Genomic DNA, 7917 nt, shown 5'->3' with positions numbered 1-7917 from the left:
CCAGGATGCGCTGACATTTTTTTCCATACGTCGTCTCAAGTGCCTCCAGTAGCTCAGGAACCGCGACTTTCCCCTTTTGGATCAGTACGGAGGCTATCACCTCAGCGCGTTCGGGCTTTGATGTCTCCAAAAAGCCAATGAGGTATGAAGTAGAGAAGCGCGTATCTGTCTCTGATGCCTCGATACTGAGTTGCAGCGGTTGCCACTTCGGAGAGTGCTGATAGAGATAATGGAAAAACTCAGCAATGCTCGCTGTACGTTCGCTGGCTGTGGCCATCAGATCGTTACGGAGATGAGCAAGAGCAACCAGCGTTCGTTCTGGCTCCTTCTGTTTTGTGGGGCGAGGTTTCCAGTCTCCCAACCAGGTAATGACGTCCTTTTGCTGGCTGTCGCGTAGGAGCAGACGAGCAATAGGAAGAATGCCACGAGGATCGCTTAGACGGGTGAGAGCACTTGCGGCTCGTAGTGCAGGCACAAGTGGTTGTGTCTCCACCACAGTGATCAGAGGAAGAACGGCGCTCTCACCTTGAGCAACGAGAGCCGCTTCGGCACGGCGGCGCTCGCTGTAGTCAGCATGGCTCAAGCAAGCGAGGAGCGTAGCGGTATCCATACACACAAATTATACTTGCTTTGAGACCTCAAGCGTGATAGACTCCACACCGACAATTGAATAAATCGTGGCGATGACGAGGCTAGTAGGCACGTTTCGGACTTTCAGAGAGCAGCGGGTTGGTGCGACGCTGTAGACGAATGTGTAGCAGAGCGAGTATGTTCTGCGTCGAACTCCCCTCCGAGCTGAGGTGGTGAAGCGGTATTGTAGCAAATACCGTGTGTAGTCCCTCCGGGTGCGCCCGAAACAGCGCAGCGAGTGGTCGTTTCCTTCCGACACTCCCCTACTTGTGGGGGCCAGGGGGGCGGGACGACAATTCGGGTGGTACCGCGGGAGCGTGCTTCAGACGAAACTCTGAAACCGCCTCTCGTCCCGATCAAAACAGCACGACGGGACGAGGGGCATTTTTGTTTTTTTGCCTCCGTCCGATATTGCGGAAAGGACGAAAGTTATGGCAAAGATCAAATCAACCGGCGCGAAAGCGGTTCTGGAGTGCATGCGACGTGAGGGGGTGACGATCATGTTCGGCTACCCGGGCGGCGCGGTGATTCCCTTCTACGATGAGCTCTACCACTGCGACTTTATCCACCACGTTCTGGTGCGTCACGAACAGGGCGGCGGGCACATGGCCGAGGGCTACGCCCACGCCACCGGAAAAGTAGGGGTGTGTCTGGGGACAAGTGGGCCGGGAGCTACCAACCTGGTGACGCCTCTGTGTGACGCGATGATGGACTCGATCCCAATTGTGGCGATCACGGGCCAGGTGCGCACCGAAGTCATCGGTAAGGACGCGTTTCAAGAGGCTGACATCACGGGTATCACCATGCCCGTCACCAAGCACAACTGGCTGGTCAAAGATGCCAACGAGCTGCCGCGCATCATGCACGAGGCGTTTCATATCGCCCGCTCGGGCCGACCGGGTCCGGTACTCGTGGACATTCCCGTAGACGTCTTTCGTGCCGTGATTGAGTACGATCCAGATGAGGCCCAGCAGGTGAGCCTGCGCTCGTTTAAGTCCGACTTCAAGGTGCACCCGCTCTCGATCCGCCGCGCCGCCGAGCTAATCGCCGAGGCCAAGAAGCCCGTGCTCTACGTGGGAGGCGGCGCGAAAGCAGCCGGAGCCCACGAGGAGCTGATGGAGCTGACCAAGCGCACCAATATCCCCGTCACCACCACGCTCCACGGTCTCGGAACGTTCCCCGAGGATAATGCGCTCTCGCTGGGGATGCTGGGAATGCACGGCACGGCCTACGCCAACTACGCCGTGCATCACTGCGACTTGCTTATCTCCGTCGGGGCGCGCTTCGATGACCGCGTGACGGGAAAAGTCAGTGCGTTCGCTCCCGATGCCAAGGTGATCCACATGGACATTGACCCCGGCGAGATCAACAAAGTCCGCCGCGCCGATGTCTCGATAGTGGGCGACTGCAAGGCCGCGCTCACGGAATTGCTCAAGCTGGTACAAGACGCGGGGGATTTCTCGGCATGGCATGAAGAGATCGGCAAGTGGAAGGCGGAGTTCCCGCTCGAAGCCCCCGATGGCATCGAAGACGGCGAGATCCACGCCGAGTTTGCGATCCGTGAGCTGGCACGCCTCACCGATCACAATGTCACGGTGGTCACCGACGTGGGCCAACATCAGATGTGGGCCGCGCAGCACTTTGGCATGCGAAAGTCCCGACAGTTTATTACGTCGGGGGGCCTCGGCACCATGGGCTTCGGTCTGCCCGCCGCCATTGGTGCGTCGTTCGCCTCGGAAGGTAAAGAGCCGGTCTGGTGCATCTCGGGCGATGGCTCAATCCAGATGTGCATCCAGGAGCTGATGGTCGCCAGCATCTACAAGTTGCCCGTTAAAGTGATGATCCTCAACAACCAGTACCTCGGGATGGTGCGCCAGTGGCAGGAGATGTTCTGGCAGAAGCACTACTCGTCGGTGAACTTGGAGCAAGCCCCGGACTTTGTCAAGCTGGCCGAAGCATACGGGATTCTGGGCCTGATCTGCGACAAGCCCGAGGAGCTGGAAGCCACGCTGAAGCGTGCCATGGAGCACAACGGCCCCGTGGTGATGGACATCCGCGTGGCCAAAGAGAGCAATGTCTTCCCAATGATTCCGTCGGGCCAGACGATCAACGAGATGATGGTGCGCAAGCCCGAGCCCGCGCTCGCCCCACCGAGTGCCTGTCACTTCGAGCTTAAAGACACCCGCATCCCAGTGCCTGACGAGGTCGTGGATGTCGCACGGTAAATCCCACCCCCCATCCCCCGTCCAACGGGGGATGGGGGGGAGGCTCTCCCTTGGCTTTGTCAATGTCTATTTTCTAGACGACGGCGAGCCGGGGGGCGAGTGGGCGCTGATTGACACGGGGCTGCCCTGGCACTTCTCGGCGATCGTCCGAGAGGCACGGCGGCGCTACGGCAAGACACGCCCGACGGGAATCTATCTGACGCACGGCCACTATGACCATGCAGGAAGCGCGGCGGCGCTCGCGGCCTACTGGAACGTCCCCGTCTTCGCTCATGAGGCGGAGCTGCCGTTTCTCACGGGGCAGTGTGACTACCCGCCCGCCGACCCCAGCTCGTGTGGCGGCTGGCTCTCGCTCGCCTCGCGCTTTGCCAGCACACACGGAAAAGACCTACGTCCCTTTGTACAAGCCCTCCCCCCCCAGCCCCCCCTCCCGATAACGGGAGGGGGGGAGTGGGCATGGATTCCCTTGCCGGGCCATACGCCGGGGCAAGTGGGCTTCTGGCACGAAGAAAGCCGCACACTCATTGCCGGCGATGCTCTGATGAACCTCTCTCTGGACAGCTGGCGACCCCGTGCGGGGCTAAGCTGGCCACCCCAGCCCTTCACCACGGACTGGTTCGCGGTTCGCAAGAGCCTGGAAAAAATCGTCGCGCTTCGCCCCGAGGCCCTGTGCTTTGGACACGGCGAGCCGATCTCAGATCCCTCGCTGGCCGATCAGCTTGCCGACAGGACGCAGTACTTTGCCATCGCGCGAAAAGGCCGCTACATCGGCGAGCCGGTGCGCCATGCGGCAGATGGCAGCCCGATTGTCGCCCCGGCCACTCGCGACCCTGGCAAGAAAATCGCCAAGGCCATCGCACTCGGAGCGTTGGCCACAGGCGCACTCTATTTTTTAAAGAACAAACAAAACTCATGACCGAAACACACACGATCACCGTTCTGGTGGAGAACCGCCCCGGCGTCCTTGCCCGCGTCTCCGGACTCTTTGCCCGCCGTGGCTACAACATCGAGAGCCTCACGGTCTCGATCACCGACGATCCCAATGTCAGCCGCATGACACTGGTGGTCGGGGGCGATGCGGATATTTTAGAGCAGATCACCAAGCAGCTCCACAAGCTCCTGGATGTACTGAAGGTCTACGACTATGTCAATACCCCGATGCTGGAGCGCGAGCTGGCGCTGATCAAAGTCACGGTTACTCCCGAGCGCCAAGTAGAGCTGATCCAGCTCGTCACGCAGGTCTTTGGCGGCAAGATCATCGACACGGCGGAGAAGACTTTTGTGGTAGAAGTAACAGGCGGCGCGGATAAGATTGATGCGTTTGAGAAGCTGATGGAGAGCTACGGTATCCGCGAGCTGGTTCGCACAGGCCGGATCGCCCTGATGCGCGGCGCTCGGACGGTTTAACTTTCACGACGTAAAATAGCACCATGCACCACCCAGAGTTTGATGATCTCTGTCACGAGGTGGCGGGTAAGCTCTCCGAGCTGCGCCGCCTCACGATGGAAACGGCGGTTTTCACCGACGACCAAGAGGCGTTACTGGCGGAAATTACCCGCCTCTTGCGCCTGCTCGATGCCACGTCGTCCCAGCAGATCCACTCTTTGCTGGGCGACACCGCCACTTCCGATAGTGCCTTCCTCGCTGAGTTTTACGAAGAGCTCCCCCTGCTTGCCACACCGGCGGAAAGGGTTGCCCTCTCCCCGACCGCTTCAGAACCCACCCCGGCTTCGTTCGTTCCTCACTCCGCCGACCCTCCCTTGGTTCAAGGGAGGGTGGATGCGAGGGACGAGCAGCCGGGTGGGTTCAGAGAGCTCCCCGTCCCGCCCGGCCTGCTCGAAGAGATCTACTGGGACATTCAGCCTGTCTACAAAGGCGACACGCGCCTACTCTTCGCACACGACACTGATTGGCACTTCTGCCTGATCGTCACCCACGAAACCGGCCAGACCGCGCTCCTCTTCGACACCGACGAAGCCCGCGCCGCCTATCTCGGTGAGGTCTACCGTGAGGCACTAGATCGTCCCAAACCCGACGAGGAAGAGGGCGGCGATCCCAGCGCACCGGTTCTCGCCCCTCTGCTCCCTAGGACGCCCGTACTTGCTGGTGGGAATGCGCGGCGTTTGGAAGAGGCGGTTGAGGAATCGGAGCTGTGAACGAGGCACGCTGGGAAACACTGAAGAGCTTTATCGCGGAGGACACGGACGGTAAACGTCCCGCTATAGAGCCTGCGGCTGCCTCCTCGTGCCTCGTCGGTAAATTTAGCGCATTGTCGGTAAATTACCGAGCGAAGCGAGGCGGCTGAGGAACGAAGCCCTGTAGCCCGGAGGTTTATCGTCCTGGGCTCATCGCGTCCGCAGGACGGCGTAATTTTGCAGACGGGGCATTCACGCTCCGGCTGACAGTTTGCAGAAAGAAAGAGAAAGATAGAAAAATGCCGGTTACGATTTACTATGACGCAGATGCGTCGTTTGATGTGTTGGTGGGAAAGACCCTCGCGGTCATTGGCTACGGCTCGCAGGGGCATGCGCATGCGCTGAACCTGAAGGAGTCCGGGATGAATGTCATCATCGGGCTACGTCCGGGCAAGAGCTGGGACAAGGCCGTCGCCGATGGCTTTGAGGTTTTGACGGTTGCGGAGGCTTCCAAGAAGGCCGATGTGATCATGATCCTGGTCAACGATGAGTTCCAGGGGGATCTCTACAACAACGAGATCGCGCCGAATTTGTCGGCGGGCAAGGCGATTGCCTTTGGCCACGGCTTCAACATTCACTTCGGGCAGGTCGTGCCGCCTGCGGATGTGGACGTCTTTATGTGCGCTCCCAAAGGCCCTGGCCACATGGTGCGCCGCGTCTTCACCGAGGGCAGCGGCGTTCCCTGTCTGATCGCGATTCATCAAGACGCGACCGGGCTGGCAAAGGCCCGTGCGCTGGCGTGGGCCAAGGGCGTCGGCGGAACCCGTGCGGGCGTGCTGGAGACGACGTTTAAGGAAGAGACCGAGACCGATCTCTTTGGCGAGCAGGTCGTGCTCTGTGGCGGCGCGACAGCGCTGGTCAAGGCTGGGTTTGAGACCCTGGTCGAGGCGGGTTACCAGCCGGAGATCGCCTACTTCGAGTGTCTGCACGAGCTGAAGCTTATCGTGGATTTGATGTACGAATCCGGGATCGCCGGGATGCGCTACTCCATCTCCGACACCGCGCAGTTTGGCGACATGACCCGTGGGCCGCGCATCGTCAACCCCGAGACCAAGGCCGAGATGAAGCGGATTCTCGATGAGATCCAGACCGGGCAGTTTGCTAAGGAGTGGATTCTGGAGAACAAGGCCAATCGCCCGAGCTTCAACGCTCTGGCAAAGCGCGACAATGATCACTTGATTGAGGTCGTCGGACGCGAGCTTCGGGGTATGATGAGCTGGATGAAGAAGCCTGCCACAGCCACCACCCAGACCGAGGTGCCCGTGCAGCAGGCCCTTCAGAGCAAGATTGAGCTATAACAGAGCATGAGTGATACCAGCGAGGAGGAGATAGTCCCCGATCCCGAAGAGCTTCCGGCCCGTGCGGACCGAGACTACTTCCCCCCGCTGGCGGCTAAGATCGGTGATGTGGACAAGACCTGCTTTGGCTGTCTGGCCATGGCCGGAGTCGTGTTCCTGACGATATTTTTATGGGCATTAGTCTGGTATCTACGCACCCCCGAGGTGCAGCAAAGACACTGAAGCAACGAGTGGTAAAACGCCTGCTCGTGGCGCTGGCGTCTCTGTTCGCCTTGCCACTGCTCACCGTGCTTGCCTGCCAGCTAATCGTGCTCACCAAAGCGGCGGGCAAGCACCAGGATGTTCTCAGCGCACTCCCGACAAACCGCGTGGGACTGGTTCTTGGGACGAGTAAGTTTGTCGCCAAAGGTCGCCATAACGCCTACTACACCCAGCGGATCACCGCAGCCGCGAAGCTCTATAAAGCCGGGAAAGTGGAGTATTTGCTGGTCTCGGGCGACAACCGCACCAGCCACTACAACGAGCCGGTGACCATGAAGCGGGACTTAGTGGCCGCCGGAGTGCCTAAAGAGAAGATCACCTGCGACTTCGCGGGCTTTCGGACACTGGACTCTCTCGTGCGGGCAAAAGAGATCTTCGGGCAGAGCAAGCTGACGATTGTCTCCCAGCGCTTTCACAACGAGCGAGCGCTATTTCTGGCGCAAGCCAGCGGAATAGACGCCGTGGCCTACGATGCAGGCACGGGAGAGTTTCCTCAGGGCAAGACCGCACTTCGAGAGCTTCTCGCCCGTGTGCAAGCCGTGCTGGATGTCGGGGTGCTGCACACCCGCCCCAAGTTTCTAGGCGAGCATATCGCCATCGGCAAAGAATAGTTTATGAATAACCGAGTACATATTTTTGACACCACACTTCGCGATGGCGAGCAGTCGCCGGGGGCTGCGCTCAATGTAGACGAGAAGCTGGAGATTGCGCGGCAGCTAGAGCGCCTTGGGGTGGATGTGATCGAGGCAGGCTTTCCGATCTCGTCACCGGGCGACTTTGACGCGGTGCAGCGCATCGCCAAGCAGGTGCAGAGTGCGACGGTCTGTGGGCTGACCCGCGCGGTGCGCAAAGACATTGACGTGGCCTGGGACGCGCTGAAAGGCGCCAAGCGCCCGCGGATTCACACGGGCCTCGGGGTCTCGGACAACCACTTGCAGCATAAGTTGCGTAAAACACGTGATGAGGCTCTAGAGATGGGTGTCAGTGCCGTGGCCTACGCGAAGTCTCTGGGCTGTCATGATATTGAGTACTTCACCGAGGACGCGGGTCGGGCCGACCCTGACTATCTGTGCCGCGTGGTCGAGGCCGTAATTGCGGCAGGGGCAACGGTGATCAATGTCCCGGATACCACGGGCTACGCCACGCCTGAGGAGTACGGCGCGATCTTTAAGATGCTCCTAGAGCGCGTCCCCAACGCTGACAAGGCCATCTTCTCAGCACACTGCCACGATGACCTCGGGCTTGCGGTTGCCAACTCGCTGGCGGCGGCCAAGAACGGTGCACGGCAGATCGAGTGCACGGTTAATG

At 60.0% G+C, this 7917-nt stretch carries 7 protein-coding genes and 2 pseudogenes; 8 read left to right on the top strand and 1 reads right to left on the bottom strand.

The genetic code is table 11. The features are described from left to right. Positions 1-610: pseudogene (locus RMO15_RS11340) on the bottom strand (hypothetical protein); the annotation flags it as partial. Between the two features lie 451 nt (positions 611-1061). Between RMO15_RS11340 and ilvB the strand changes: the two are divergent. From ilvB to RMO15_RS11300, 8 genes and pseudogenes are all read left to right on the top strand, one after another. Further along, the gene (gene ilvB, locus RMO15_RS11335) at positions 1062-2855 is read left to right on the top strand and encodes a biosynthetic-type acetolactate synthase large subunit (RefSeq protein WP_309712162.1); all 1794 of its coding nucleotides are present in this window, start codon (positions 1062-1064) and stop codon (positions 2853-2855) included. Positions 2856-2886: 31 nt separating this feature from the next. Further along, complete coding sequence (locus RMO15_RS11330) at positions 2887-3771, top strand: MBL fold metallo-hydrolase (RefSeq protein ID WP_309712160.1); 885 nt, start codon at positions 2887-2889, stop codon at positions 3769-3771. Next, complete coding sequence (gene ilvN / locus RMO15_RS11325) at positions 3768-4262, top strand: acetolactate synthase small subunit (RefSeq protein ID WP_309712157.1); 495 nt, start codon at positions 3768-3770, stop codon at positions 4260-4262. Before RMO15_RS11330 ends, ilvN begins: the two co-directional genes overlap by 4 nt. Before the next feature lie 23 nt (positions 4263-4285). Further along, positions 4286-5011, top strand: a complete 726-nt coding sequence (locus RMO15_RS11320; protein WP_309712154.1) for a hypothetical protein — start codon at positions 4286-4288, stop codon at positions 5009-5011. Between the two features lie 278 nt (positions 5012-5289). Beyond that, the gene (ilvC, locus tag RMO15_RS11315) at positions 5290-6348 is read left to right on the top strand and encodes a ketol-acid reductoisomerase (protein ID WP_309712151.1); all 1059 of its coding nucleotides are present in this window, start codon (positions 5290-5292) and stop codon (positions 6346-6348) included. A 6-nt stretch (positions 6349-6354) separates the two neighbouring features. Further along, positions 6355-6570 carry a hypothetical protein gene (locus tag RMO15_RS11310; RefSeq protein WP_309712148.1) on the top strand — a complete coding sequence of 72 codons (216 nt, stop codon included), beginning with the start codon at positions 6355-6357 and terminating at the stop codon, positions 6568-6570. Between the two features lie 26 nt (positions 6571-6596). After that, a complete protein-coding gene (locus RMO15_RS11305; protein ID WP_309712145.1) occupies positions 6597-7220 on the top strand; it encodes an ElyC/SanA/YdcF family protein in 624 nt (207 codons plus the stop codon). A gap of 3 nt (positions 7221-7223) precedes the next feature. Continuing rightward, positions 7224-7917: pseudogene (locus RMO15_RS11300) on the top strand (2-isopropylmalate synthase); the annotation flags it as partial.

This window comes from Armatimonas sp. (assembly GCF_031410135.1).
GTDB lineage: Bacteria > Armatimonadota > Armatimonadia > Armatimonadales > Armatimonadaceae > Armatimonas.
This window is presented reverse-complemented; position numbering and strand designations above follow the sequence as displayed.

Coding starts and splice junctions, on each gene's coding strand:
- ilvC (WP_309712151.1), top strand. CDS start 5,290: ATGCCGGTTACGATTTACTATGACGCAGATGCGTCGTTTGATGTGTTG.
- RMO15_RS11310 (WP_309712148.1), top strand. CDS start 6,355: ATGAGTGATACCAGCGAGGAGGAGATAGTCCCCGATCCCGAAGAGCTT.
- ilvN (WP_309712157.1), top strand. CDS start 3,768: ATGACCGAAACACACACGATCACCGTTCTGGTGGAGAACCGCCCCGGC.
- RMO15_RS11330 (WP_309712160.1), top strand. CDS start 2,887: ATGGGGGGGAGGCTCTCCCTTGGCTTTGTCAATGTCTATTTTCTAGAC.
- ilvB (WP_309712162.1), top strand. CDS start 1,062: ATGGCAAAGATCAAATCAACCGGCGCGAAAGCGGTTCTGGAGTGCATG.
- RMO15_RS11320 (WP_309712154.1), top strand. CDS start 4,286: ATGCACCACCCAGAGTTTGATGATCTCTGTCACGAGGTGGCGGGTAAG.